Source organism: Dickeya sp. CFBP 2040 (genome assembly GCF_012273755.1).
GTDB lineage: Bacteria > Pseudomonadota > Gammaproteobacteria > Enterobacterales > Enterobacteriaceae > Dickeya > Dickeya poaceiphila.
Map to the genome: position 1 here is coordinate 17,002 of NZ_JAAVXH010000097.1, position 21,516 is coordinate 38,517.

Sequence of the window (21,516 nt, forward strand, 5' to 3'; positions counted from 1 at the left end):
CATGGAAAACACGACCCGTAACCTTTTTGATCAGTATATTTCACGTCAGGCGCAGCTTAACGGGGTGCAGCCGAATGCCGTGGCGATGACCTTCAGCGTCGAACCGGCCATCCAGCAGCGTATGGAGCAGGCCGCACAGGAAAGCGATGAATTCCTGAAACAGATTAACGTGTTTGGCGTGAAGGATCAGGAAGGTCAGAAAATCCTGATCGGTAGCAAAGGGCCGATTGCCAGCACCAATAACAGTAGCGATGGCACGTCCCGCCGCAACCCGACTGACAACCATTCCAAAGAGCCTAACGACTATCATTGCCGTAAGGTGAATTATGACTCGGCAGTCAGCTACCCGCAGTTGGATGCCTGGGCATCGCAGCCGAACTTTCAGGCGCTGATCAGCCAGGCCAATGCGCGGCAAATCGGCCTTGACCGCATCATGATCGGTTTCAACGGTACCACCTATGCCGAGAAATCCAACCGTAGCGCCAATCCGCTGTTGCAGGATTGCGGTGTCGGCTGGCTGCAAAAAATCCGCAACGATGCGGGGCACCGCATTATCAAAAACGTCACGCTGACCGCCCGCGACGAAGACAACAAGATTGTCGCCAAAGGCACCTACGGCAACCTCGACACCGCTGTGTTTGACGCCAAAAACAGCCTGCTGGATCCGTGGCATCGCAGGGCACCGGATCTGGTGGTGATCATGGCGTCTGACCTGCTGACGTCCAGTAATTTTCCGCGCCTCAATGCGCTGAGCCAGAGCAACCCCAATACCGAGTTGCTGGCCGGTCAGTTGATTGTCAGTCAGGAGCGTGTGGGCGGCCTGCCGACCTTCCTGGCACCGTACTTCCCGTCCAACGCGGTGCTGATCACCTCGTTCAAAAATCTGTCGGTCTATTACCAACTGGGGGCGCTGCGCCGCAGCATCGTTGAAGAACCGGAGTACAACCGGGTCGCCACCTACCAATCGTCCAACGACGACTTTGTGGTGGAGGACTACGGCAAGGTGGCCCTGATCGACGGGATTCAGTTTGCGCAGGCAGCAGGCGACGGCCAGTAACAGCCAGGCGGGGTAATACCCCGCCCCAACCGGAGAACACACCATGCTGACACCGGCACAACGACATTTTCAGCGGGTCATGGCCGAGCGCCGGGGCCAGGCGGACACCGAAACGGCGGTGTCACGCACTGCCCATGAGCAAATCCTTCACCGTCTGCGCCTGCATCAGGCCACGCTGAAACAGGTGCAATCTGATGCGACCAAAGCAGAGATGAAAAAAGCCATGCTGCCGGAATATGACGGCTGGATTGATGGCACGCTGGAAGGCGACAGCGGCCGACAGGATGAAGTGATCGTCACCCTGATGGTATGGGCGATTGACTGCCAGGATAGCGCACTGACACTGAGGCTGGGGCGTTACGTCGTTAAGCATGGCCTGTCTTTGCCTGCCGACAAGTTCCGCCGCGATGCGGTAACGGTACTGGCTGAGGAAGTGAGCAACCCGGTGTTGACGCTGGCAACCACCGATGCAGATGCCGACCTGAGCGGGTATACCGCCGTGCTGGATGAAGTGGCCGCGATTGTGGATGGCAAAGACATGCCGGATGAAGTGCGCGCCAAGTTGTGCAAAGCCCGCGCCTTCTCACGCCGTGCGGCAGTGGATGCACAAACCAAAGCTGAGGCACTGACACTGTTCCGGGAAGCGATGGCCCGCAATCCGAACGCGGGAGTGAAACGGGAGATCGCCACCCTGACGCGGGAGCTGAAAAAGCTCATGCTGGGCAGCAGTAACGAGCCGGAAGACGGCCCACCCGGCGACGATGAAACGACCACGGAGACACCGCCTGCGGCTTCAGCCGACGCCACGCAGCCAGCGGTAAAAAAAGCCGCCGTGCGTAACACCACGGCGCGGAAAACCACACGGCCGACGGGCAAAAGTAAAGCCGCCCGTCAGTCTGCCAAACGTTAACGACTTCGGCCCCGTCCGACAGGCGGCGCGCCGGGTGATCTGCCCGTATACGGTCTTTTTGCCCGGTGCCCACCGCCTGACTTTTGGGAGAGTTGAGCATGAGCCTGGTAGCTCAAAAACGTGTCAGCGACAGCGGTGACGTACCGGAGATTGACGACGGCGCGGCGGCAGTCAGCGCCGGGGAGTTCTGGCCGGTGATCGTCCTGCGTGATCTGCGCCTGGCCGCCCGCATCACCGGCGGTATCACCACCACCCGCCTGATGCACGTCACCACTGAAGCGGTGGTGCATGTGACTGACCAGCTGGCGAGCTGGCAGCAGACGCAACAGGCCACCGGATATGCCGCACTGGCGGATGTCCCAGCCAGACAGGTCAACGGCGAAAGCATCAAGGTGTACCGCTTCAGGCGTGCGGTTTATGCCATCGCCCGCGCGCTACTGCTGGAGGGATACCGCGATGTGGATACCACGGCCAAAGGCGACAAGGCAACAGACACCTTTGACAACCAGCGTGACGATTTATGGCGTGATGCGCGCTGGAGCATCGCCGATATACGCGGTGCCCAGCGGCTTTTTGCGGAGTTGTGCTGATGGTGGTCCGGGCGCTTCAGGGCGATACGGTGGACTTGCTCTGTTATCGACATTACGGCACATCCGCCGGTGTCACCGAGCAGGTGATCGCCGCCAATCCGGGGTTAAGCCGCCAGATGTTTCTGGCAGCCGGGCAGGCTATCACGCTGCCTGATATTCCCCGTCAGACAGAACAGGAAACGGTGCAGTTATGGGATTAAACGATCTTCAGCGCCTCAATGATGGGGTGACCTATGGCCTGTCCGTGATGGTGACCGGCATCGGGGTGATGACCGTCAGTGAAAAAGTTGCGCTGGCGGGCCTGGTTATCGGTGTTGTCACCGCGTGGCGTGCCTGGTTGTTCCGGCGTCGTATCGAGCGCGCACAGCGACGCCGCAATGAACTGATTGAACAGATTTTACAGCAGTCCGAGCGCCGCACGCTGAATACGTCGGAACGCCGTGCGGTGGCTATTTTGCATCAGGGTGACGTTGACGATGAAAACCGCGATTAAACGCTGTTCGATTGCGCTGATTGTGGCGCTCGGTATCACGCTGTCCCCCGGTACCCTGCGCACGTCGCCGGAAGCACAGCAGAAAACGGCCAGTTGGGAAGACTGCCGTGCGTCGCCGTATTACTGCCCCGCTGGCGTGCTGACGGTGGGTATTGGCTCTACCGGTAACGTGCAAAACCGGCCGTACAGCAATGACGAGATCGCCCGACGCTGGGTTAACGACATGCAGCGGGCAGAGAATTGCGTCAACGGTAATTTTAATGGTGCTGCCATGCCGCAATCGGCGTTCGAAGCCATGACCGACACGGCGTTTAACCTCGGTTGCAGTGGCCTGATGTGGTTTACCAACCGGCAGGGCAGCAAGCAGCGTACCACCATCTGGAAACATGCGCAGGCGCACGAATGGCCTGCAATGTGTGAGCGGCTGACCGATTTTGTCAACAGCGGCGGCCAGCGCTCCACCGGGCTGGTCAATCGTCGCAGCGACTTTAAAGCCTGGTGCCTGCGTGATCTGGCGGGTGTGCCATGAAGCTGACCGCCACCCTTGCCGTGCTGCTGGTGCTGGCCGTCAGTGGTGTGCTCTGGCAAACCTACCAACGCGGCATTGACCGGGCACATACCGAGGCACTGACCGACAGCGCTCAACAACAGCGCGAGCTGTTAACCGAATTTCGGGCACTGGCCGACGATGCCAGAAACGTGCTGGCACAGGTGCGCGAGCGTGAGCAACAACGTTATGCCGAAGGGGAAGAACGCCGTGAAAAGATGCGTGAGGGGATGCAGCCCGATACGTGCGCTAACACTGTGGTGCCTGTTGCTGTCAGCGACAGCCTGCAAAAACGCGCCGCCGCCGTCCAGCGTGCAGATACTGCACGACCCGGTACCGCCCAGCCTGACGGCACCCACACCGACGCCCGTACTGAAAACACCGGTGACCTGGGGCACGGTCGCGCTCTGGAGTGATCAGCTTTTGGATGCGCTGGACACCTGCAACGCAGACAAGGCCGCCATCAACGATGTATACCTGCGTCGCCTTCAGCGCCTGAAGGACGCCGCCACACCATAGGGGAATGCTCATGCTGAAAACCGATTCGCTGCGTGATGCGCTGACGGTATCCAATACCTGGTGCCGGGCCAACCCGGAAGCCTTCACGGTATTTGTGGAAGAAGGCGGTATTGAAACCACCGGGGAAACACCGTCGTTTCTGTACCGCTACTCGCTGGTGCTGTTCGTGATGAACTTCACCGGTGATATCGACGATTTCACCTTACCGTTAATGGCCTGGCTGTGGCAGAACCAGCCCGACCTGTTGCTGAACCCGCAGAAGAACCGCGAGGTGAAATTCACCACGCTTATCAACAACGACGACAGCGCCGACATTCTGTTTGAAATCCCGGTGCGTGAGCGGGTTAAGGTCACGCGGGTCGATAACGGCATCCTGCGTGCCGAACACCTGCCTGAGCCTCGTCCGCGCCTCACCGGCGGGGTATGGGATACGGTGCTTGACGATGCCACCGGGGAGACAGCGACATGACGGATAAACTGTTTCACGCACTGGATCAGGTGTTTGATGACATCCTTTCCGGCCTGTCACCCGCCGGGCGGCTGAAAACAGCCCGTCAGGTCGGGCAGGCACTGCGCCGCAGTCAGCAGCAGCGCATCAGGGCGCAGAGGAACCCGGACGGCTCGGCCTATGCGACCCGCCGCCGCAAGGTGTTGCGCTCGCAGCAGGGAATGATTTTTGTCTGGGAAGGCCAGGTGCGCCACCTGAAAAACTGGCACGGTGGCCGGGGAAAATATGGCCGCACGATCACCGGCTTTGATGAAGACCGCGACGCTATCCGCACGTTTTACCGCAGCGATATTGAGCGTTATATCGAGATCAACACGCAGGCGGTACGCCGCACAACCAGCAAGAAAGACCCGATGTTCAAGCGTCTGTGCAGCTATCGCTTTCTCAAAATGCAGGCCGATACCGACGGGGCCAGCGTCGGCTTTGGTGGTATCGCCGCCCGTATCGCTCGCGTGCATCAGTATGGCGAGCGTGACAAAGTCGGGCCGGGTGCCTTTGCCCGCTACCCGGTGCGGGAACTGCTGGGGATCTCCCCGGCTGATGAGCGACTGATCCATGAAACGGTGATCAACAGTCTGGGGAGTGCTGCCACATGAGTGCTGAACTGATGCGATTACTGGAAAACCTGTTGCGTGTCGGCGTTGTCACGGCGGTTGACCCGGAAAGCTGGCGGGTGCGCGTTAAGAGCGGTGAATTGCTCACCGACTGGCTACGCTGGAACACCTCGCGTGCCGGGGCGTTTAACGTCTGGTTCCCGCCTGCTGTCGGGGAACAGGTGTTGCTGGGTTGCCTCGGCGGTAACCCGGAAACCGCCGTGATCATCGGTAGCCTTTTCAGCGAGGCCCACCCGGCACCGGGCAACAGCCTGAAGGAAATTGTGATCACCGCGCCGGACGGTGCCCGGTTTCGGTATGACGCCGTGGCCGGCGCGCTGGACGCAACCGGCATGAAAACTGTCAACGTGGTAGCCTCGGTCAGCGTCACACTGAGCACGCCGGTGGTGGAATGCACTCAGCACCTGAAGGCCCGCACCGTCGAGATCACCCACGGCGGCACCCTGGCCGGTAACGTGGTACATGCTGGCGGCGCGATGACCTCTAACGGCGTCCAGGTGGATAACCATCGCCACGGCGGCATTCAGACCGGTGGTAGCTGGACGAGTGGCACACAATGACCGCGACCTATACCGGCATGAATCCACATGGCACCGGCACCCTGACCGATGCCGATCAGCTCTGGCAGTCGGTGCGCGACATTCTGACTACGCCGCTGGCATCCAGAGTGATGCGCCGGGATTACGGCAGCCTGATCCCCGACCTGTTGGATGCGCCGCAGAATGCGGTGACGCGGCTTCAGTTAATGAGTGCAGCCGTTATTGCCCTGACGCGCTGGGAGCCGCGTATCTCGCTGAATGCCGTCGATATTCGTTATTCAGCATCGGGAACGGTGGAAGCGGAGTTATCAGGGTTGATTACCGAAACGATGCAGGCGGCCAGCTCTACCCTTACGCTCAGGAGTCACGGTGATGGCGACGGTTGATTTATCGCAGTTACCCCAGCCGCAGATGATTGAAGTGCTGAACTTCGAAGTCATCCTTCAGGATGTGAAAGCGGTGATGATTGCCGCCTTTCCAGCCGCTCAGCAGGCGTCTGTGACCGCTGCGCTGGCGCTGGAGTCTGAGCCGTTAACCGTGATAGCGCAGGTGATCGCCTACCGCGAGATGATGCTACGCCAGCGGATTAACGAAGGCGCAGAAGCCTGCCTGCTCAGTCATGCCGTGTCATCCGATCTGGATAATCTGGCGGCCAACCTGAACACCCAGCGACTGACCATTACCGAAGCGACCGACACCGCCGATGCCGTGATGGAAGGTGACAGCGCGCTACGTTTACGGGCGCAGGCAGCCTTTGAAGGGCTGAGCGTGGCGGGGCCAACCGGTGCGTATGAGTATTTCGCCAAAAGTGCCAGCGGCAAGGTAGCGGATGCCAAGGCGAGCAGTCCGTCCCCGGCGGTAGTGGTGGTGTCGGTGTTATCCACCGAGGGTGATGGCAGCGCTTCGGCTGACTTGCTGGCGGCTGTCGATGCCGCGCTGTCCGCCGATGATAAACGCCCGGTTGGTGACCGCCTGACGGTGCAAAGCGCCGTGATTGTACGTTATGCCATTACAGCGGTGTTGTACCGCTATCCGGGGCCGGAATCGGAGCCGATCCAGCAGGCGGCACAGCAGGCGTTAACGTCATGGCTCGGTACGCAGGGGCGCATCGGGCGCGATGTGGCTCGCTCGGCCATTATGGCGGCGCTGCATGTGCAAGGGGTGCAACGCGTTGAACTGCTGGAACCGGCGCAGGACATCGTGATCAGCGACACGCAGGCAGCGTACTGCACCGGGTTCACGGTCACCGAGGGCGGCAGCGATGAGTAACAGTCTGCTACCCCCATCAGCCAGCGACTTTATGCGCAACGTCGCCAGCTCCACCCAGCGCCTGAGTGAGATAGCGGTCTGTCTGGATACGTTATGGGACGCTGATCGCTGCCCGGCACAATTACTGCCGTACCTCGCCTGGGCGCTGTCGGTTGACCGCTGGGATAAACGCTGGTCAGAACAGACCAAGCGCCAGGTGATCAAGGCGGCCTGGCTGGTACACCGCCAGAAGGGCACCCTCGCAGCATTGCGCCGGGTGGTGGAGCCGTTCGGCTATCTGATTCGGGTCACAGAATGGTGGCAGACCGGCGGCCAGCCGGGCACCTTCCGGCTGGATATCGGCGTGCAGGAACAGGGTATTACGGAAGAAGCATATCTTGAGCTTGAGCGCCTGATTGCCGACGCCAAACCGGTAAGTCGCCACTTGCTGGGGCTAAATATCGTTATGGACTGCGCGGGTAATATCCCGCTGGCTGCTGGTCAGTACAGTGGCGATGCACTTACCGTTTACCCCTACTTTCCCGAAACCATTACGATCAGCGGCGCTGACAAGTGCGGCGGTGCGATACATCTTTCTGATAACGTGAGCGTGAATGCATGACGACAAAATATTTTGCCTTGCTGACAAACACCGGCGCGGCACTGCTGGCGAACGCCACCGCGCTGGGACGGCAACTATCGATTACACAAATGGCGCTTGGCGATAGCAGCGGCACGCTGCCGACACCCGACCCGGCGCAAACAAAACTGGTGAATGAGCGCCGCCGCGCGCCGCTCAATTCCCTGAGCGTTGACCCGGCAAACCCCGGTCAGATTATCGCCGAGCAGGTGATCCCTGAAGACGAGGGCGGCTGGTGGATACGTGAAATCGGTCTGTATGACGCCAATGGCAATCTGATTGCCGTCGCCAACTGCCCGGAAACCTACAAGCCGAAGTTGCAGGAAGGCTCAGGCCGGGTGCAGACGGTGCGCATGATTTTGATTGTCAGCAGCACTGACGCGGTAACGCTGAAAATCGACCCGTCGGTGGTGCTGGCAACGCGTAAGTCGGTTGATGACAAGGCGATTGAGGCGAAAGCCCATGCCGATGGGATGATGACCAGCCATGTGAATGACGCGAATCCGCACAAGCAGTATGCGCCGATTGCAAGCCCAGCACTTACCGGCGTGCCGACTGCACCCACGGCGGCAGCCGGAACCAATACCACGCAGTTAGCGACAACCGCATTTGTACATAACGCGCTCGCTGATAACGCCTTCGCGTTGGATTTTACGGGTACAGTGCAGAACTTCGATGTGCCGTGGGATGCCCAAAGCGGGTTTTATAAGGCGGATGTCGGGTCACATACAGATGCTGTTTTGCATTTTCACGGACCAGATGCGAGTTGTAGTGCCCTTCAGCTTGCTGCGCATTACGGTAACGGTGGGTTGAGTTATCGGACATCACGCGATAACAAAGGCTTTGAAAATGACTGGGAGCAGATCTACACCACCGGGTTCAGGCCATCACCTGAGGATATTGGGGCGCTCTCTGTTGCCGAGTTTAATCAGTCAATTAAATCGTATGCGCCGATTGCAAGCCCGGCGCTGACGGGAGTGCCTACCGCGCCAACAGTAAATTCCGGGAATAACTCATCCCAGTTAGCGACAACTGCATTTGTGCATAACGCGCTCACTGATAACGCCTTTGTACTGGATTTTACGGGTACAGTGCAGAATTTCGATGTGCCGTGGGATGCCAAAAGCGGGTTTTATAAGGCAGATGTCGGGTCACATACAGATGCTGTTTTGCATTTTCACGGACCAGATGCGAGTTGTAGTGCCCTTCAGTTTGCTGCGCATTACGGTAACGGTGGGTTGAGTTATCGGACGTCCCGCGATAGCAGGGGCTTTGAGCATGACTGGGAGCAGATTTACACCACCGGATTCAGGCCATCGCCTGCGGATATTGGGGCTATTTCTGTATCTGAGCTAACCGGCATCCCACTGCCGTGGCCGCAAGTGACCGCCCCGTCGGGCTGGCTGAAATGTAACGGCCAAGCGTTTGATAAAAACCGCTATCCACGGCTGGCGCAGGTCTACCCATCGGGTGTGCTGCCGGATTTGCGCGGCGAATTTATTCGCGGCTGGGATGATGGGCGTGGGGTGGATGCGGGTCGAGCGATACTGAGCGCACAGACTCAATCGATACAGTTGCATACGCATGATGGTGGAATAACTGGACCAGCAACCGGGGTAATCGAAGGATACGGAGACGGCTCTAGCGGCGGTGCTCCCGGCGTTGACAACTACAATCCTGCGGCAACTGGCGCCGCGGGAGGCGCAGAAACCCGACCCAGAAATATCGCATTCAACTACATCGTGAGAGCTGCATAATGAGTGAGAAATATTCTGTTGCTGTACAGAGTGCCCGCATGGGAAAAAGTGGGTTGGCAGAATGCGCAGGATGGCTGACTGTTTATCACGTTGATCAGCAGACGCGTGAATATACTGGCGCGAGTTATGAATACATGATGGTCGGCACGGGGTTACCAGCCGATAGTTATGCTGACACGCCTGATCTGCCAGCTGCGGGGCAAGCTTTACGGCGTAGCGCTGATGGTGCGGGATGGGAGCATGTACCGGACCTGCGCGGCAAAACGGCGTACCGCACGGCGGATGGTCAACCGCAGACAGTGACAGCTCTCGGTGAATTGCCTGACGGGTTGACGCTGTTTTCCCCCTCGACTGCATTCGATAAATGGAATGGCGAAATCTGGGTAACTGATGTTGCAGCCCAACACGCCGCAGAAGTGGCAGCGGCACAGCAGGAACAGGCGGCGCGGAAAACAGCCGCAACAGCCCGCATTACTGAACTGAGTTACGCTGTAGAGCTAGGGATAGCCACTGATGCAGAGCAGGCAGCGCTGAAGGTATGGAAAACGTATCTGGTGCAATTAAGCCGTCTTGATACTTCTGCCGCGCCGGATATCGACTGGCCGGAAATCCCTTCTACCTGATCTGCCCGGCCCTGCTTCGACAGGGCCGTTAAACCAGCCCTTTCAACGTGTTGACGGTGTCCGTCATGGCTGTGCTGACGGTGTTCATCGCTTTGGTTGCACTGCTGCGCGCGTTGTCCATCATGTCGCTAAAGGATGAAGATTGCAGCTTTTCCCGCAGGTCTTCATCACAGCGCTGAAAGCTCAGCGAAAACTCAATCTTCTTTGCCTTTCCGTAGCGATTCAGCTCTGTGCGCGTGGTCTGCATACCAGTCAGCACGTACATACCGTAAATCTGCCCGGTACCGTCAATCAACGGCCAGGGGCGGCCACTGTAGGCTTGCGTAGTCAGCGCGGTTAACGACACCTCGCCGCCGGTAATTTCCGGGTACAGCACACCGCTCAGTGTAATCTGATCTTCACCGGCACCGATGTATTGCCATTTCGCAGAGCGGTTAATCCGCTCATTCTTCACATGCCGCCAGGCACGCGACTGCTGAAGCTGCTGGTAAGGCAGCGTTTGCAGCTCAAACACAAACAACCCGTATACCATCATCATCGGTTTTTCTCCTTACTCTCTGTCTCTGAAACTGCCACGCTGAAGCCTGTCGCGGCGGGCCAGTTCGGCACTGACTGCATCGGCCACAATACGGCCCAGCTCGCGGGCGTCCTGCCGTTCAACGCCGTGCAGGTGTATATGAATTTCCCCATTGAAACCGCCCGCCGCCGGTGTTCTGGCCGCCGGACGACTGACCGGGGACGCGTCGGCTTGTTTGACGGGCTGTGTCGCCGCAACCACGGCGGGGCGGTCGCTGAGCACCTGCATGGTCTGCGCAGGCTGTGAGGGGGCAGAAGGTGTGCCGCCAGTAAGCCGGGATTCCTGCCATTCGCCACGCACAGCCAGCGCTTTCGGCAGGTTTTTGAAAACGATATCGCCGGGGCCGATGCGCTTTTTGGTTTCTTCCAGCACGCCGCCGGTGTTGTCGGCAATCTTCTGCAAACGGCGCTGGGTACCGCTGTCCCCGGTCAGGGGTGGCTTAGGCGCGGGTGGCGGTGCAGTGGTCGCCTCTTTCAGGTCGCCGGTCAGGTTAGCAACCAGACCTTGCAACCGGTCTTTCCCTTCCGGTGTCAGTTCGCCTTTCAACTGATCGGCTTTTTTCTGTGCCGCATCCAGACCAGACGGGATTAAACCGAGCTTTTCCAGAACCCAGCCGATCCCCTCCATCAGCTTTTGCAGTGGCAATAACAGCATTTCCAGCGCCGACCCCAGCACCTTGCCGAACCCATAACCCGCAATTGCGCAGTCATCCAGCGTCTTTTTTGTGGTCTGGATAGGCTGAAAGAGCTGCGTAAATCGATCCCACAGACGCGACACAGCCGACACAATCACCTCAAAGACGGGAGCCAGGCCCGCAAATGCCTGACGAATGTGACCAAGGCTGATAACAATGCCGGTAAACATCCCGCTGAAAAACGTTTTGACAGGCTCCCAAAATCGCCAGATAAGCAGCCCTGCCGCCACAAACGCCGCACCAATCAACCCAACCGGGCTTAACAGCAATGACAACACGCCACCTAACGCCGAGACAGCGCCGGTGACCAGGCTCCACAGTGCAGGCAGGCCGCTTAGCCGCAACAACAACCCACCGACGCCCCTGACCAGTGAACCCAACGCCGCCGCCGGTGAGGTAAACACGGCCAGTAACATGCCTCGTAGCGGGGTCAGTATCGCGGTCAGTCGGCCCGCGCTGCCGGAGAAAAGCTGTAGCCAGCCGCCCATACGTGCCATCGGCCCACTGAGCAGGCTACTTAACCCGGAAAACATCGACACCGCACCACCGATGCCCCGCGCCCCCAGCAGCAGCGAAAAGCCGAGCTGGAGCTTAGCCAGCGGCCCCATCAGCAGGCCCATCGCCAGCGAGGTTCCCCCGATCGCCACCGCGAGTGCCAGCGCACCGCCGACAGTCAGTAATAATGTCTGTGTCAGTTTGGGGTTTTCATTCACCCAGTTGCTCACAGTGGTGATCACATCGCTTAACCCCTGCGTCAGGCTACGCAGCGGCTTATCTGCCGTCTCTTCAACCTGAATGCGAAAACCTTCCCAGGCACTGTCCAGGTTTTTCAGGTCGCCACCCAGGTTATCCGCCATCTTTTTACCGACAGTCGCCGATTCACCTTTGGCTTTTAGCAACTCCTGGAATAACTTATCCAGCTTGCCACTGCCTGCCGACTGAACCAGCGTTTGCAGACCGACAAAGGCCTCTTCCCCGGCAATATCTTTGAAGAAGGACACCTGATCGACCTGGCCGTATTTTTTGGTGGCTTTGTAGAGATCACGTAATACGTCCTGCATTGGCCGCATCTTGCCTTTGGCATCGGCTACCGACACGCCCAGCTCTTTCAATGCTTCCGCTGCGGCTTTCGGCGGTGAAGCCAGACGGGCCAGGCTGGCACGCATGGCGGTACCGGCATCACTGCCGCGAATACCGTTATTCGCCAGCATACCGGCCATCGCCGCCGCATATTCAAGGCTGATCCCCAGCTTGGCCGCCACCGGGCCGGTGTATTTCATGGTTTCGCCGAGGCTGAACAGGTCGGTGTTGGTACGGGTAAAGGTGCCGGTCAGTACGTCACCCACGCGATCCATCTGGCTGGCATCCAGATTGAACTGTGAAAGAATGTTTGACCCGATATCAGCGGTTTCGCCCAGCTCCATGCCACCGGCCAGTGCCATATTCAGCACGCCCGGCAATGCCGCTTGTATGGCCTGCGGCGTAAACCCGGCCATTGCCAGAAACGCCTGACCGCTGGCTGCGTCGCGGGTGGTGAATGCGGTTTCCGCGCCGAGCTTTTTGGCCTGCGTCCGCAGGGCCGCCAGTTGCTGATCGCCTTTATCCAGCCGGGTCAGCGCCTGAACGCGTGACATCTCTTCATCAAACCCAACCGCCGGGGCCAGAAACTGCCCGCCTGCGTATCCGGCTGCCGCCCCGCCCGCCACCGCCATCGTGCCGCTGCCACGTAGTTTGCCCGCGGTCTGCTGCATTCGCTCATAACGGGCGCGTGCCTGCGTAACGGCAGCCAGTTGCCGCCGCTCTCGCTCCAGGGTCTGGTTATATTGTTCGGTACGCCGGATGGCGCTCTGGATAGTGGCATTACTGCCAACCAGTGACACACCGTGACCGCGCAACGCTTGTGAGGCAGCGCGCAGCTTGACCATTTCCTGATCGCGGGTGATGTTCAGCCGCTCTAGTTTGGCGGCCAGTGCGGCCATGTGTTCCCGTTGCTTATCGGTCAGCACAGTGTTGTTTTGCTGGGCCTTTTTCAGCCCGTCCAGGCTGCGGCTGGCTTCATCAATCTTGCGTGAGGTCTTTTGTACGCTGTCGCGCAGGCGGTTGAAGGTCCTGGACTGAGTGTCCAGATCCTTAATAGCGGCCTGGGTGCGTTTGAGGGATTCAGACAAACCGCCCGCACTCTGGCGGGCGGCGTTGACCGGGCGGGTCAGCCGGTCGATAGCGCTGAAGGCTACGCGGATATCAAGGCTTTTCATCGGCTTCACTGGCTCCACTTCGGATAGCCGCCCGCGTACGCCAGGCTATCACCTCGCCCAGATCCATGCTGAACAGTTCAGAGGGCGGCCAGTTAAAAACAACGGCGATATCAGCGACCAGATCGTCTATCTGATCGAACTGCAAGACGGTTACGCTTCCTCCGTCACCTCCGCGTTCGGCTCGCCAGGCTCCACATGCACTAAAAAAGGCGTGATTGCCTCCGCCAGTCGCATGAAATCGCGGGTATCCATCGCGTTGATCTCGGCCAGTTTCAGTTTTGGCGAGGTAACGCGTGTTAACAGGGTGGTGATGGAATCCACATCCATATTCAGGACGTTGACCAGCCGCAGGCCACGCAATGAGCCAGCCTGTTTGATATCGTCGGTAATGGTCACCTGGCTGATAGTGCTGTCGCCCCGCATAATAGGCGTCGCCAGGGTTACGGTGTTGTTGTTCGGTGTGTTCATGGTGACAGGCTCCGGGCGGCTAATGTGGCCGCCATGATTCAGGTTGTTCAGTTACCCAGCCCCAGCGCAGACGTGATGCGATCCGGGTAGATGTTTTTGCCGTTTTTCTTGTAGATGAAATTCAGCAGGTCAATTTCCAGCACCGATTGATCGTCAATCGACAGCTTGTAATAGGCGTTTTTCAGCGCATAGGTAACGGACGTGTCTTCGCCTTGCTTGGACTCGCCGCCGTCTATCTCGGTAATACGCCCGCGCATTTCCACTTCAACAAGCTGGCTATCGCCGTCGGTGTAGTATTCCCCCGCAAAGCGCAGGCGAACGTCATCGATATCGCCGCCGTATTCCAGCAACAGCTTTTTCTCCATGCCGCCGACGACCATCTGCGCTTCCAGCGCGCCGGAATCCATACCGAGATCGACCGCTACCGAGCCAATCATGCCCGCGCCCTGAAAGTCTTCAGTCTTGCGGGTCAGCTTTGGCAGCGTGACGGACGTGACCTTGCCGATCTGGTTGTTGCCGTTCACAAAACAGGTGAACAGGCGCAATTTATGCGGTACGGCCATTTACACACCTCCCAGCGACGAGAACGCGGAATCAAAATAGTCATCGGTGAAGGTCTGGTATAACGTCAGGTCTTCCAGCGGCGGCACCGGCGTGTACTTGTAACGCACGCGCACCTGTCCCTGCCGCAGGCCGGTTGTGGGGTTGTCCTGAATATCGAACCAGCATTCCCCGCCGATCAGCCTGCCCGCCGTGACCAGCGCGCTCAGCTTGCCGTTGATGCCGTTCACCACGTCTTTCACGTTGGCCGGGGTCAGTGGCTCGTCAACGGCTTCAAACTGCACTTCCGCGATACTGTCAGCGAGGATTTGCGCGGTACGGGTGTACACCTCAAACAGATAATCATGGGTATCGGTGGTGCGGTTGCCCCAGAAGCGGAATCCGTTGCGCTTAATCAGCGTGGTGATCTCCCGGTTGTTGAGTTCATTGGCGTCGCTGTCTTCGGCCTGAAGCGACCAGAACACATCCCGCGAGATGCCCAGCACGTTATTCACTGCCACGTTCGACAGCGACTTATGCCAGCCCTGATCGTTATCAATCGCTGCGCGCAGGCCGCAGGCATACGACGACGCCGGAAAGGTTTCATTGCTGCCGGTAAGCGGGTTGTAGGCGATGAAATCCGGCCAGATCAGCATCAGCTCACGATACGCAAACTGCGCACGGTAGGTGATGGCCTCCGCCATCGTGGTGCAACCGTGACAACCGGCGTAGACAAACGCCCGCAGGTTTTGTGCAATCACACACAGCGCTGATGTAACTTCGGCGGTGTCATAGTCCGGTACCGACAGAATCCGGGGCCGGTAATTAACTTTTGCTTCTGCCGTCAGCAAGGCGTACATGCCGGTGTAACTGCCGTCTGCCGCTGTCCCGCCGATAATCAGTTGGGACTGGGTTTTGTCGCCGCCTTCGGTTGCTGCTGCCACCCGTACCACGATCACTTTCGGGCTGGTCTGGTCAGAAATGGCTTTCAGCGTCTTGTAGAGCGAGCCGGTTTTACCCGCTTTGCCCAGCACGCTATTCACCCGTGTGATGAGCACCGGCGTATTCAGGGGAAAGGTGTCTGCGTCCGCATCCTCCGCCACGGCCACCACGCCAATCACACTGGAATCAATGTCATTGATTGCGGTTACCAGGTCGGTATTTTCACGAACGCGCACACCGTGGAAACGTGTCTCGGACATGTTCGCCACCATTACGTTATTGAGTTCATGGCGATAATCCCCGATATCCGCCGCACACTCACGCGTTGCCGGGTCTGGCCGTCCGGCGACAACAAAAAGCCATTTTTCCCCACGCGTGCGCGTGAAATCATGCGCGAAAACAAGGGGGAAACGATGGCTATCACCGATCTGGCTGACTCACTTATCACTACGGCGAAACGCTACGATGATGCGCTAACCGAGGCGGTAAAAAGCCCGGCCTTCAGCATTACGCTGGGTGGGAAATCGCTGAAGGAACTGAGCGACCGGCTAATCTCGCTGTCACTGACCGACAACCGGGGCTTTGAAGCCGACCAGCTCACGCTGTCGATAGACGACAGTGACGGACGTGTGGAACTACCGCCGCGTGGCGCTCAGATTGCACTGTCCATCGGCTGGCAGGGTGAAGCGCTGACTTACAAAGGGCTGTATACCGTGGATGAGATTTCCCACGAAGGCCCACCCGATGTGCTGGGTGTTACGGCCAGAAGTGCGGATTTCCGCGAAGAATTCAACGTGAAACGGGAGGTTTCCTGGCATGACGTGACGGTAGAGCGTGTCGTGTCGGCGATTGCGCACCGCTACGGCATGAAGGCGCAAATCAGCGATATGCTGATGCATATCGAAATAGACCATGCTGATCAGACGGAAAAGAGTGATATGTCATTCCTGACCCGGATGGCCGAGCAACTGGGGGCGATTGCCACCATCAAAAACGGTACCTTGCTGTTTATCCTGCCCGGCGGCGGTGTGACGGCATCCGGCAAGGCGCTGCCGTCAGCCAGTATCACCCGCAGCAGTGGTGACGGTCACCGTTTTCGCATTGCGGATCGGGATGCCTACACCGGTGTGCGCGCCTACTGGCTGGATCTGAAATTCGGTAAAAAGAAGAAGGTCAGCGTAAAGCGCCGCCGGACAAAGCCCAAACCGAAAAAGGAGAAAAGCAGCAGCCGTGAAGGCGACTACATCACCGGCGCTGAAGGTAACGTGTTCGTACTGCGGAAAACCTATCAGAATGAAGAAACCGCAAAACGGGCGGCGGCAGCTAAATGGCGACAGTTGCAACGCGGGGCCGCTGAATTTTCGATTACCCTGGCGCGTGGCCGTGCTGAGCTGTATCCCGAAATGCACCTGACAGTAAGCGGCTTTAAACCGGATATCGACAATCAGGACTGGATCATCGCTCGCGCGGAACACGTTATTGATGGCAACGGCTTTACCACCCGTCTGGAACTGGAAGCAAAAATCCCTGACTGGATAGCAGAAAGTGAATAAAATGGCGGCGAGTTCAACTCCCACAGGGGAGCCATTATGTTCAGATGTCCTTTCTGCAGGGCCATGGCCCGCACCCGTACCAGTCGCCGCCTGAGCGATATCACCATCCGGCAGTACCACCAGTGCCAAAATCTGGAATGTAGTGAGACATTTACCACCCTCAACACGGTAGAACGGCGCGTATCAAAGCGTACACGGGAAGACCCGCTACCGCCTGACTTTATCCCGCAAGACGCCTTTCCGGCATCGCATTACGGACGGGATCAGTTGAATCTGGCGTTGTAAAACAAAAGCCCCGCAGGATGAGTGCGGGGCTTCTGTTTGGGTATCGATTATTCAACCACGGTTAACAATGGCGGCTGATTGAAGACCGTCTTTTTTGTACCTGAAAAACGGGTGCTGCCACTCTGCTGCCATTTTGCTGCCACTTGCCAAATGACAGACACAAAAAAACCGCCTCGTGGCGGTCATGTTCTTTTAATTATTTCTTTATATCACAAGCACTTATCGCATGGTGCCCAGAGCGGGACTTGAACCCGCACAGCGCGAACGCCGAGGGATTTTAAATCCCTTGTGTCTACCGATTTCACCATCTGGGCTCAGATATTGGAGGCGCGTCCCGGAGTCGAACCGAGGTGGACGGATTTGCAATCCGCTGCATGGCCACTCTGCCAACGCGCCCTATATTGGTACTACTAAATCGATTTGGAGCGGGAAACGAGACTCGAACTCGCGACCCCGACCTTGGCAAGGTCGTGCTCTACCAACTGAGCTATTCCCGCATTTTACAGAACAGGTTGTTTATTAAGTATTTTCAATAAACTATGTTCCTGTCGATGCGGTGCATTCTACTTACCTGACGCGGTGAGTCAATAAAATTATCACCCCGCTTGGATCGTTTGCTGTTTTTTAAGGCGAGACGATCAATGTTCAAGCAAATCACGCCAGGCTGCGCTCAGATACTGAAACATCGACCAGAACGTCAATACAGCGGCCACATACAAAGCAGCCACGCCAGCAGCCTCTACCATGCGTTCCGGTCGCCACAGCAAACCTACTAGCGCAACCATCTGCGCAGTAGTTTTAATCTTGCCAATCCAGGAAACCGCCACGCTGCTGCGTTTACCCAGTTCGGCCATCCATTCGCGCAAGGCAGAAATAATGATCTCACGCGCAATCATCGTAGCGGCGGGTAAGGTAATCCACCATGAATGATAATGCTCAGATACCAGCACCAAAGCAACCGCGACCATGACTTTGTCAGCAACAGGATCCAAAAAAGCACCAAACCGGGTAGTTTGTCTCCATAAGCGGGCAAGAAAACCATCAAACCAGTCTGTCACGGCTGCAAAAACAAAAATGCTAGCACAGACCATCGGTGCCCAACTGAATGGCAGATAAAACGCCAACACAAAGAATGGGATGAGCACAACACGAAACAGGGTAAGCCACGTTGGTATATTAAATCGCATAGCGTCTGGGTAACTGTCTGGCCCGAAAGATAATAGGGCTATGTTGCTACATTGCCTCTAGTGTTTCAATGCATGAAAGATTTTTTCTGCCAGCGCATGTGAAATTCCCGGTACGTTGGCAATGTCCTCCACACTTGCATTCATCAGCGGCTGTAACCCCCCCATGTACTTCAGCAAAATCTGACGTCGCTTAGGCCCTACTCCTTCGATAGTCTCCAGAGAACTGGTGCTTTTGACCTTGGCGCGCTGTTTACGGTGACCACTGATAGCATGATTATGTGAATCGTCTCGAATATGCTGAATCACATGTAATGCTGGTGAATCAGCGGGCAAGGCCACACCCTCGCCTGTCGCTTCAAAAAATAGCTTCTCAAGCCCAGCCTTACGATCACTACCTTTCGCAACACCCAACAGTAAAGGTCGGGATGTATCCCACGGTACCTGCAATGATGCAAAAACACCCTTGGCCTGCGCCAGTTGCCCTTTTCCGCCATCGATTACAATTACATCAGGAATCTTACCTTCGTCAATTGACTTACCATAGCGACGTCTCAGCACTTGATTCATTGCTGCATAGTCGTCCCCTGGTGTGATACCGGTAATGTTGTAGCGACGATATTCCGAGCGTACTGGCCCATCTGCATTGAACACAACACAGGAGGCCACCGTCTGCTCTCCCATAGTATGGCTAATATCAAAACACTCCATACGCTTGATTTTTTCAATGCCAAGCACCGATGCTAACGCCGTCAGACGTTGCTGGATAGTCGACTGTTGTGACAACTTCGTCGTTAGTGCTGTATGGGCGTTGGTACGCGCCAGTTTAAGGTAGCGTGCGCGGTCACCCCGAGGACGGGTTTGAATCTGAATTTTACGGCCCGCCTGATCGGTTAGCGACTCAGCCAGCAACTGATGCTCAGGCAAAGAAAAATCCAGCAAGATTTCAGACGGTAGGGTACGAGAAACACTGCCTTGCAAATAGAACTGCCCCACAAATGTCTGCACCACTTCCGCCAGCTCAGTCCCACCAGGAACTTTGGGAAAATAGCTGCGACTGCCCAGAACCTTTCCCTGACGAATAAAGAGCACATGCACACATGCCATGCCAGCATCGAAAGCCACGCCGATTACGTCAAGGTCATCACCATCGCCAGAGACAAATTGTTTTTCAGTGACACGGCGTACAGCCTGAATTTGATCACGGATACGTGCGGCCTCTTCAAACCTTAATTCACTGCTCGCTGTTTCCATACGGTCAATCAATCGGGTTAGCACCTGCTGATCTTTGCCTGACAGAAAAAGACGCACATATTCAACCTGTTGTTGGTACTCTTCATCACTAACAAGGCCACTGACGCAAGGTCCAAGGCAGCGACCAATCTGATATTGCAGGCAAGGGCGAGAACGGTTGCGGTATACGCTATTTTCACACTGACGGATAGGGAATAGTTTTTGTAATAACATCAGCGTTTCACGAACAGCATTGCCATTAGGAAACGGACCAAAATATTCGCCTTTGGCGTGTTTGGCACCACGGTGAACAGACAACCGGGGATGCTCATCCCCGCTGAGGAAAATCATCGGGTATGACTTATCATCACGTAACAACACGTTGTAGCGTGGCTGATAGCGTTTGATATAGTTGTGCTCAAGTAATAGAGCCTCGGTTTCAGTATGCGTGATCGTCACATCGATCTGCCGGATACTTTTCACCAAAGCCTCTGTTTTACGGCTAGCAACATGAGCACGAAAATAACTTGAAAGGCGTTTCTTCAGATCTTTGGCTTTACCGACGTAGATAACCGTGTCGCTAGCATCATACATACGATAAACCCCAGGCTGACTGGTTACAGTCTTCAGAAAAGCCTGGGCATCAAAACGTTCAGTCACTACTAATCAATGTCTCCGCATTAAAGAGTCCATGTCGAATCGCCAGATGCGTTAGTTCAACATCACCATTGATGTTTAGTTTATTAAACATTCGGTAACGATAACTATTGACCGTTTTTGGGCTAAGGTTGAGTTGATCAGAGATCTCTGTCACTTTCTGCCCTTTGGTGATCATGATCATAATCTGCAATTCACGCTCAGAAAGACACTCCAACGGTGTTTCTGTCTGTGGCTCCAACTGACTCAATGCCATTTGCTGGGCGATATCCGACGCAATATATCGCTTACCGGCATGTACAGAGCGAATGGCACAGATTACCTCTTCCGGCGTGGCTCCCTTGCTAAGGTAACCTGCCGCGCCTGCCTGCATTACTTTAGCAGGTAATGGGTTCTCTGTGTAAATAGTTAGCACTATAACTTTAATTTCAGGGGAAAATCGTACAATTTTGCGTGTTGCTTCCAGGCCGCCGATTCCTGGCATGTTCATATCCATCAACACAACGTCCACACTGTTATTACGGCACCATTTGACCGCATCTTCACCGCACTGAGCCTCACCAACAACCTTGAGGCCTTTAATATCGTCAAGAATGCGCCGTATCCCTGCTCGCACCAGTTCATGGTCATCAACAAGAAAAACGCTAATCAAAGAACAATTCTCCAAAAAGAGTAACACTTGCAGACAATTCCGTTGCAGGTGATACTACGTGGTTTCGAAAAAATGAACACACTTTTCAATTGGAAGTGTATTTTTATTCTACTGTATGGTATTATCATAAAAGCCTATAAATGATACCTACCGCGCATCATCTAAAGAACTTACTCCCATCACAGTATTCATGTTTCAAACCTGGTTTTTTAGAGAAACAGACGTGTTGAACGTCTAAAAATAGAAAATTTAAATTTAATCAATGAACTATAAAAGCTTGCACCTACATCCAATCAGGCCAGCAACAGCTCTCATCTATTGTAACTGTCTTGTCGCTTTGCTGCACTGGCTATTTACTACAAATAATACACCTCTTCCAAAATATCCATATAAAAATTGCAAGGTGTCTACTCAAACGCATTTACAATGCC

26 protein-coding genes and 3 tRNA genes are annotated in these 21,516 nt (G+C 56.3%); 17 read left to right on the plus strand and 12 right to left on the minus strand.

The features are described from left to right. Position 1 precedes the first annotated feature (1 nt). The 15 genes from Dpoa2040_RS15485 (at position 2) to Dpoa2040_RS15555 (ending at position 10,045) form a co-directional block, all read left to right on the plus strand. Entirely contained in the window at positions 2 to 1,057 is a 1,056-nt protein-coding gene (locus Dpoa2040_RS15485) for a phage major capsid protein, P2 family (RefSeq protein WP_168641836.1), read from the plus strand. A gap of 43 nt (positions 1,058 to 1,100) precedes the next feature. Then, entirely contained in the window at positions 1,101 to 1,967 is an 867-nt protein-coding gene (gpM, locus tag Dpoa2040_RS15490; RefSeq protein ID WP_168641837.1) for a phage terminase small subunit, read from the plus strand. Positions 1,968 to 2,065: 98 nt separating this feature from the next. Continuing rightward, a complete protein-coding gene (locus Dpoa2040_RS15495; RefSeq protein ID WP_168641838.1) occupies positions 2,066 to 2,557 on the plus strand; it encodes a head completion/stabilization protein in 492 nt (163 codons plus the stop codon). Beyond that, complete coding sequence (locus tag Dpoa2040_RS15500; RefSeq protein ID WP_016940961.1) at positions 2,557 to 2,757, plus strand: tail protein X; 201 nt, start codon at positions 2,557 to 2,559, stop codon at positions 2,755 to 2,757. The genes Dpoa2040_RS15495 and Dpoa2040_RS15500 overlap by 1 nt, the downstream gene beginning before the upstream one ends. Next, positions 2,748 to 3,050: an HP1 family phage holin gene (locus tag Dpoa2040_RS15505; protein WP_016940962.1), complete on the plus strand. Its 303-nt coding sequence runs from the start codon at positions 2,748 to 2,750 to the stop codon at positions 3,048 to 3,050. Before Dpoa2040_RS15500 ends, Dpoa2040_RS15505 begins: the two co-directional genes overlap by 10 nt. Next, the gene (locus tag Dpoa2040_RS15510; protein WP_168641839.1) at positions 3,034 to 3,579 is read left to right on the plus strand and encodes a lysozyme; all 546 of its coding nucleotides are present in this window, start codon (positions 3,034 to 3,036) and stop codon (positions 3,577 to 3,579) included. Before Dpoa2040_RS15505 ends, Dpoa2040_RS15510 begins: the two co-directional genes overlap by 17 nt. Then, positions 3,576 to 4,013, plus strand: a complete 438-nt coding sequence (locus tag Dpoa2040_RS15515; protein ID WP_168641840.1) for a DUF2570 domain-containing protein — start codon at positions 3,576 to 3,578, stop codon at positions 4,011 to 4,013. Before Dpoa2040_RS15510 ends, Dpoa2040_RS15515 begins: the two co-directional genes overlap by 4 nt. A 113-nt stretch (positions 4,014 to 4,126) precedes the next feature. After that, complete coding sequence (locus Dpoa2040_RS15520) at positions 4,127 to 4,585, plus strand: phage tail protein (protein WP_168641841.1); 459 nt, start codon at positions 4,127 to 4,129, stop codon at positions 4,583 to 4,585. Beyond that, positions 4,582 to 5,220 carry a phage virion morphogenesis protein gene (locus Dpoa2040_RS15525; RefSeq protein WP_168641842.1) on the plus strand — a complete coding sequence of 213 codons (639 nt, stop codon included), beginning with the start codon at positions 4,582 to 4,584 and terminating at the stop codon, positions 5,218 to 5,220. Before Dpoa2040_RS15520 ends, Dpoa2040_RS15525 begins: the two co-directional genes overlap by 4 nt. Then, positions 5,217 to 5,798 (plus strand): phage baseplate assembly protein V, encoded by a 582-nt coding sequence (locus Dpoa2040_RS15530; RefSeq protein WP_168641843.1) that lies wholly within the window; start codon positions 5,217 to 5,219, stop codon positions 5,796 to 5,798. The genes Dpoa2040_RS15525 and Dpoa2040_RS15530 overlap by 4 nt, the downstream gene beginning before the upstream one ends. Beyond that, positions 5,795 to 6,163 carry a GPW/gp25 family protein gene (locus Dpoa2040_RS15535; protein ID WP_042871400.1) on the plus strand — a complete coding sequence of 123 codons (369 nt, stop codon included), beginning with the start codon at positions 5,795 to 5,797 and terminating at the stop codon, positions 6,161 to 6,163. Before Dpoa2040_RS15530 ends, Dpoa2040_RS15535 begins: the two co-directional genes overlap by 4 nt. After that, positions 6,150 to 7,046, plus strand: coding sequence for a baseplate J/gp47 family protein (locus tag Dpoa2040_RS15540; protein WP_168641844.1), 897 nt, complete (start codon positions 6,150 to 6,152; stop codon positions 7,044 to 7,046). The genes Dpoa2040_RS15535 and Dpoa2040_RS15540 overlap by 14 nt, the downstream gene beginning before the upstream one ends. Then, positions 7,039 to 7,647 carry a phage tail protein I gene (locus tag Dpoa2040_RS15545; RefSeq protein ID WP_168641845.1) on the plus strand — a complete coding sequence of 203 codons (609 nt, stop codon included), beginning with the start codon at positions 7,039 to 7,041 and terminating at the stop codon, positions 7,645 to 7,647. Before Dpoa2040_RS15540 ends, Dpoa2040_RS15545 begins: the two co-directional genes overlap by 8 nt. After that, on the plus strand, positions 7,644 to 9,422 hold the full coding sequence (locus tag Dpoa2040_RS18545) for a phage tail protein (protein WP_210423977.1): 1,779 nt from the start codon (positions 7,644 to 7,646) through the stop codon (positions 9,420 to 9,422). The genes Dpoa2040_RS15545 and Dpoa2040_RS18545 overlap by 4 nt, the downstream gene beginning before the upstream one ends. Further along, positions 9,422 to 10,045, plus strand: coding sequence for a tail fiber assembly protein (locus Dpoa2040_RS15555; RefSeq protein WP_246867318.1), 624 nt, complete (start codon positions 9,422 to 9,424; stop codon positions 10,043 to 10,045). The genes Dpoa2040_RS18545 and Dpoa2040_RS15555 overlap by 1 nt, the downstream gene beginning before the upstream one ends. 28 nt (positions 10,046 to 10,073) lie before the next feature. On the opposite strand, the gene Dpoa2040_RS15560 is transcribed toward Dpoa2040_RS15555, so the two are convergent. The 6 genes from Dpoa2040_RS15560 to Dpoa2040_RS15585 are packed head-to-tail and all read right to left on the minus strand — an operon-like array spanning position 10,074 to position 15,781. Next, positions 10,074 to 10,583 (minus strand): phage tail protein, encoded by a 510-nt coding sequence (locus tag Dpoa2040_RS15560; RefSeq protein ID WP_042871410.1) that lies wholly within the window; start codon positions 10,581 to 10,583, stop codon positions 10,074 to 10,076. 12 nt (positions 10,584 to 10,595) lie between these two features. After that, complete coding sequence (locus Dpoa2040_RS15565) at positions 10,596 to 13,571, minus strand: phage tail tape measure protein (protein ID WP_168641846.1); 2,976 nt, start codon at positions 13,569 to 13,571, stop codon at positions 10,596 to 10,598. After that, entirely contained in the window at positions 13,558 to 13,716 is a 159-nt protein-coding gene (locus tag Dpoa2040_RS15570) for a GpE family phage tail protein (RefSeq protein ID WP_042871416.1), read from the minus strand. Before Dpoa2040_RS15570 ends, Dpoa2040_RS15565 begins: the two co-directional genes overlap by 14 nt. Before the next feature lie 5 nt (positions 13,717 to 13,721). After that, entirely contained in the window at positions 13,722 to 14,039 is a 318-nt protein-coding gene (locus Dpoa2040_RS15575; RefSeq protein ID WP_042871419.1) for a phage tail assembly protein, read from the minus strand. A gap of 47 nt (positions 14,040 to 14,086) precedes the next feature. Continuing rightward, on the minus strand, positions 14,087 to 14,602 hold the full coding sequence (locus Dpoa2040_RS15580; RefSeq protein WP_168641847.1) for a phage major tail tube protein: 516 nt from the start codon (positions 14,600 to 14,602) through the stop codon (positions 14,087 to 14,089). After that, positions 14,603 to 15,781, minus strand: a complete 1,179-nt coding sequence (locus Dpoa2040_RS15585) for a phage tail sheath family protein (protein ID WP_168641848.1) — start codon at positions 15,779 to 15,781, stop codon at positions 14,603 to 14,605. It lies immediately after the preceding gene. A gap of 153 nt (positions 15,782 to 15,934) precedes the next feature. Between Dpoa2040_RS15585 and Dpoa2040_RS15590 the strand changes: the two genes are divergently transcribed. Beyond that, positions 15,935 to 17,074 (plus strand): phage late control D family protein, encoded by a 1,140-nt coding sequence (locus Dpoa2040_RS15590; protein WP_168641865.1) that lies wholly within the window; start codon positions 15,935 to 15,937, stop codon positions 17,072 to 17,074. Between the two features lie 36 nt (positions 17,075 to 17,110). After that, entirely contained in the window at positions 17,111 to 17,359 is a 249-nt protein-coding gene (locus tag Dpoa2040_RS15595; RefSeq protein WP_168641849.1) for an ogr/Delta-like zinc finger family protein, read from the plus strand. Positions 17,360 to 17,586: 227 nt separating this feature from the next. On the opposite strand, the gene Dpoa2040_RS15600 is transcribed toward Dpoa2040_RS15595, so the two are convergent. From Dpoa2040_RS15600 to uvrY, 6 genes are all read right to left on the minus strand, one after another. Next, positions 17,587 to 17,673: transfer RNA gene (locus tag Dpoa2040_RS15600), tRNA-Leu, on the minus strand. A gap of 8 nt (positions 17,674 to 17,681) precedes the next feature. After that, a tRNA-Cys gene (locus Dpoa2040_RS15605) sits at positions 17,682 to 17,755 on the minus strand. 25 nt (positions 17,756 to 17,780) lie between these two features. Beyond that, positions 17,781 to 17,856 (minus strand) — tRNA-Gly (locus Dpoa2040_RS15610). 141 nt (positions 17,857 to 17,997) lie between these two features. Next, on the minus strand, positions 17,998 to 18,546 hold the full coding sequence (gene pgsA / locus Dpoa2040_RS15615; protein ID WP_146411169.1) for a CDP-diacylglycerol--glycerol-3-phosphate 3-phosphatidyltransferase: 549 nt from the start codon (positions 18,544 to 18,546) through the stop codon (positions 17,998 to 18,000). A gap of 57 nt (positions 18,547 to 18,603) precedes the next feature. Next, positions 18,604 to 20,436 carry an excinuclease ABC subunit UvrC gene (gene uvrC, locus Dpoa2040_RS15620; protein ID WP_168641850.1) on the minus strand — a complete coding sequence of 611 codons (1,833 nt, stop codon included), beginning with the start codon at positions 20,434 to 20,436 and terminating at the stop codon, positions 18,604 to 18,606. Then, entirely contained in the window at positions 20,429 to 21,085 is a 657-nt protein-coding gene (uvrY, locus tag Dpoa2040_RS15625; RefSeq protein ID WP_042873973.1) for a UvrY/SirA/GacA family response regulator transcription factor, read from the minus strand. The genes uvrC and uvrY overlap by 8 nt, the downstream gene beginning before the upstream one ends. Positions 21,086 to 21,516 lie beyond the last annotated feature (431 nt).

Excerpts from the sequence above, each read along its gene's own strand:
- Dpoa2040_RS15520 (WP_168641841.1), top strand. The coding sequence starts at position 4,127 with ATGCTGAAAACCGATTCGCTGCGTGATGCGCTGACGGTATCCAATACC.
- Dpoa2040_RS15595 (WP_168641849.1), top strand. The coding sequence starts at position 17,111 with ATGTTCAGATGTCCTTTCTGCAGGGCCATGGCCCGCACCCGTACCAGT.
- Dpoa2040_RS15515 (WP_168641840.1), top strand. The coding sequence starts at position 3,576 with ATGAAGCTGACCGCCACCCTTGCCGTGCTGCTGGTGCTGGCCGTCAGT.
- Dpoa2040_RS15580 (WP_168641847.1), bottom strand. The coding sequence starts at position 14,602 with ATGGCCGTACCGCATAAATTGCGCCTGTTCACCTGTTTTGTGAACGGC.
- Dpoa2040_RS15565 (WP_168641846.1), bottom strand. The coding sequence starts at position 13,571 with ATGAAAAGCCTTGATATCCGCGTAGCCTTCAGCGCTATCGACCGGCTG.
- Dpoa2040_RS15560 (WP_042871410.1), bottom strand. The coding sequence starts at position 10,583 with ATGATGATGGTATACGGGTTGTTTGTGTTTGAGCTGCAAACGCTGCCT.
- Dpoa2040_RS15535 (WP_042871400.1), top strand. The coding sequence starts at position 5,795 with ATGACCGCGACCTATACCGGCATGAATCCACATGGCACCGGCACCCTG.
- Dpoa2040_RS15590 (WP_168641865.1), top strand. The coding sequence starts at position 15,935 with ATGGCTATCACCGATCTGGCTGACTCACTTATCACTACGGCGAAACGC.
- Dpoa2040_RS15530 (WP_168641843.1), top strand. The coding sequence starts at position 5,217 with ATGAGTGCTGAACTGATGCGATTACTGGAAAACCTGTTGCGTGTCGGC.
- Dpoa2040_RS15575 (WP_042871419.1), bottom strand. The coding sequence starts at position 14,039 with ATGAACACACCGAACAACAACACCGTAACCCTGGCGACGCCTATTATG.
- Dpoa2040_RS15505 (WP_016940962.1), top strand. The coding sequence starts at position 2,748 with ATGGGATTAAACGATCTTCAGCGCCTCAATGATGGGGTGACCTATGGC.
- Dpoa2040_RS15485 (WP_168641836.1), top strand. The coding sequence starts at position 2 with ATGGAAAACACGACCCGTAACCTTTTTGATCAGTATATTTCACGTCAG.
- pgsA (WP_146411169.1), bottom strand. The coding sequence starts at position 18,546 with ATGCGATTTAATATACCAACGTGGCTTACCCTGTTTCGTGTTGTGCTC.
- gpM (WP_168641837.1), top strand. The coding sequence starts at position 1,101 with ATGCTGACACCGGCACAACGACATTTTCAGCGGGTCATGGCCGAGCGC.
- Dpoa2040_RS15510 (WP_168641839.1), top strand. The coding sequence starts at position 3,034 with ATGAAAACCGCGATTAAACGCTGTTCGATTGCGCTGATTGTGGCGCTC.
- Dpoa2040_RS18545 (WP_210423977.1), top strand. The coding sequence starts at position 7,644 with ATGACGACAAAATATTTTGCCTTGCTGACAAACACCGGCGCGGCACTG.
- Dpoa2040_RS15545 (WP_168641845.1), top strand. The coding sequence starts at position 7,039 with ATGAGTAACAGTCTGCTACCCCCATCAGCCAGCGACTTTATGCGCAAC.
- Dpoa2040_RS15555 (WP_246867318.1), top strand. The coding sequence starts at position 9,422 with ATGAGTGAGAAATATTCTGTTGCTGTACAGAGTGCCCGCATGGGAAAA.
- Dpoa2040_RS15540 (WP_168641844.1), top strand. The coding sequence starts at position 6,150 with ATGGCGACGGTTGATTTATCGCAGTTACCCCAGCCGCAGATGATTGAA.
- Dpoa2040_RS15495 (WP_168641838.1), top strand. The coding sequence starts at position 2,066 with ATGAGCCTGGTAGCTCAAAAACGTGTCAGCGACAGCGGTGACGTACCG.
- Dpoa2040_RS15585 (WP_168641848.1), bottom strand. The coding sequence starts at position 15,781 with ATGTCCGAGACACGTTTCCACGGTGTGCGCGTTCGTGAAAATACCGAC.
- Dpoa2040_RS15525 (WP_168641842.1), top strand. The coding sequence starts at position 4,582 with ATGACGGATAAACTGTTTCACGCACTGGATCAGGTGTTTGATGACATC.
- Dpoa2040_RS15500 (WP_016940961.1), top strand. The coding sequence starts at position 2,557 with ATGGTGGTCCGGGCGCTTCAGGGCGATACGGTGGACTTGCTCTGTTAT.